2 protein-coding genes are annotated in these 2,373 nt (G+C 65.3%); both read left to right on the top strand.

Annotated features, from left to right (window positions below; translation table 11 throughout):
* Window positions 1-285 precede the first annotated feature (285 nt).
* Complete coding sequence (locus LQV45_RS26135; protein WP_230009593.1) at window positions 286-1,755, top strand: glycoside hydrolase family 71 protein; 1,470 nt, start codon at window positions 286-288, stop codon at window positions 1,753-1,755.
* A 257-nt stretch (window positions 1,756-2,012) separates the two neighbouring features.
* On the top strand, window positions 2,013-2,373 hold a 361-nt coding region (locus tag LQV45_RS26130), incomplete at its 3' end, for a cation:dicarboxylate symporter family transporter (RefSeq protein WP_230009592.1).

Genomic DNA, 2,373 nt, shown 5'->3' with positions numbered 1-2,373 from the left:
GAGGTACCAGCACCTTGGTCTCCGGTGCGAGCTATTGACAATAGAATCCCGCGTGAACGAATAGCGCCAGCATCCCGGCGCTCCGCGAAGGAGCGCAGAGGAAAAGCCAGGCGCTGAGCTTCTGCCGGAACCTCGCTGAGGCATCCTGCAGCGGCTGACGATTGCCGGGCATACACAAGACCCCATATTGGAGCCCCTATGAGGAATATCGCCTCATTCCTAAGTCCACCGACCAATGACGCCGCGAAAGCGCGGACGCGGATCCGGAAGCGCACAGCGGCATCCGTGGTTGCGACGGCCGTCGTCGTGGCTGCGGCCACGCTTAGCGCCCCGGCACCCCTGAACGCCGCGACGCCGACTGCCACGCCCACCGCTACGACAACGGCGTGCAATCCGCTGCCCTTCAACCTCCCGGCGCCCGCGAACCGGCACACCTCGGTGAAGAAGGCGTGGGCCTACTACTTCCCGCCGTTCCCGCTCGCAGTCGACAGCCCCGACGCCACCCGCGACGTCTACCCGCGCTGGATGGACACCCACAACTCCGCCAACGGCGCGTACGACCTCCGGGACCGTCCGGCTGCTCCCCAGCGTGCAACCCAGACCACCTGGCGGCAGGCCGATTTCGAGAAGGAGGTCCGGCAGGCAGTCGGAGCGGGCCTGGACGGATTCATCTGGGAATACAACAGCTCCACCGATATCCGCTGGCAGCAGCTGCCGGCCATGCTCGCCGCCGCCAAGGCGGTTGACCCAGGCTTCAAGATCATGCTCAGCCCGGACTTCAACACGGCCGCCGGCTCCACCTCTGACAGCGTTTACAACAACGTCATGAAGGTGAAGGACGACCCGTCCATCTACCGGAACAATGCCGGCATCGTGCTCGCCCCGTTCTTCCCGGAACGCAAGACTCCCTCGTGGTGGGACGGGCTCCGGAGCCGCCTCGCCTCCTCCGGCGTCAAATCCAACCTCGTACCCATCTTCATTTCGTGGGGCGGAGGAACCCAAAAGACGGACTGGAACGATTCGGTGTCCGGGTATTCGCAATGGGGCACCCGCACCGCCAGCGGCGTTCCGACCCTCGCCAAGGAAAGCGCTGAAGCCCACCGCCGCGGCAAGACCTACATGCAGCCGGTGGCGTTCGAGGATTCACGGTCCTACGACGGGCGGTACTGGGAGTCGTCCAACAGTTCCACCCTGCGCGATTCCCTGGCCTCGGCGGTCACCAGCAACGCCGACTCCATTGCGCTCATCGCCTGGAACGACTACACCGAGTCCTGGGTGGCACCTTCCAAGGACCGCGGCTATGCCGTGCTGGACATGGCTGCCTACTACATTTCCTGGTTCAAGAACGGGGTCAAGCCCGCGATCACCCAGGATGCCTTGTACTGGAGCCACCGCTCGCACCCCACGAACGCTCCGTATTCGATGACCCCCATCGGTCGCAACGGCAAACCCACGCCGATGTACATCCCGAACGGTGACGCGGCGAAGAACGAAGTAGAACTCGTGGCCGTGCTGAAGACTCCGGGGCGCCTGACCATCACCCAGGGCAGCAACGTCAAGACCATGGACGCCCCGGCCGGGCTGACCTCCTTCAAGGTTCCGCTCGTGGCCGGGACCACACCGTCCTTCAAGCTCGCACGCAGCGGGGCCACGGTCCAGACAGTCACCAGCAACACCCCGGTGCGCTCCTCCGTGGCGTACCAGGACATGATTTACCACGCAGGCGGCGGCGTCGCAGGCACCTGCGCACGCTAGGCCCTCCCTGCCCGGGATGGCAGTTCGCGGCAGTGTTTCTCCAGAGCATTGCCGCGAACCGTCATCCCGCGCCTCACCGGGCGGCCCGGGCCGCCCGGCGACGAGACAATCGCCACACCGCTTGCCGGAATAACTTCACAAAAGCCCCTGCCGGCGCGGCAAGCCCGGGCATTCCGCGGCGCGGGGCCACCTGTGGCGCCGTAACATTTCTCAACATCCGTTCGTCATGCTATTGGCAACGGTCCTAGCGTGTTCCGGTGACCACTCAGACAAGCACCCCCGCACCCGCTGGAAAGACCGGGTTCCAGCTGCCCAAATGGGCCGGCTCGTTCGGCTTCCAGATCATTGCCGCCCTGATCGTCGGCCTGGGCCTTGGCCTGCTGGCCAAGTACACCGGCAGCACCAAGGCCAACCCCAACGCCCTCGGCACCACGCTGCAGACCATCGGCTCGAGCTACGTCTCGCTGCTGCAGACCGCCGTGGTCCCCCTGATCTTCACCGCCGTCGTCAGCTCAATTTCCAACCTGCGCGCCGTTTCCAACGCGGCCCGGCTGGCTTGGAACACGCTGCTCTGGTTCGCGATCACCTCGCTAATCGCCGTGCTGATCGGCATCGGCC

This window comes from Microbacterium sp. Bi128 (genome assembly GCF_918698205.1).
This window is presented reverse-complemented; position numbering and strand designations above follow the sequence as displayed.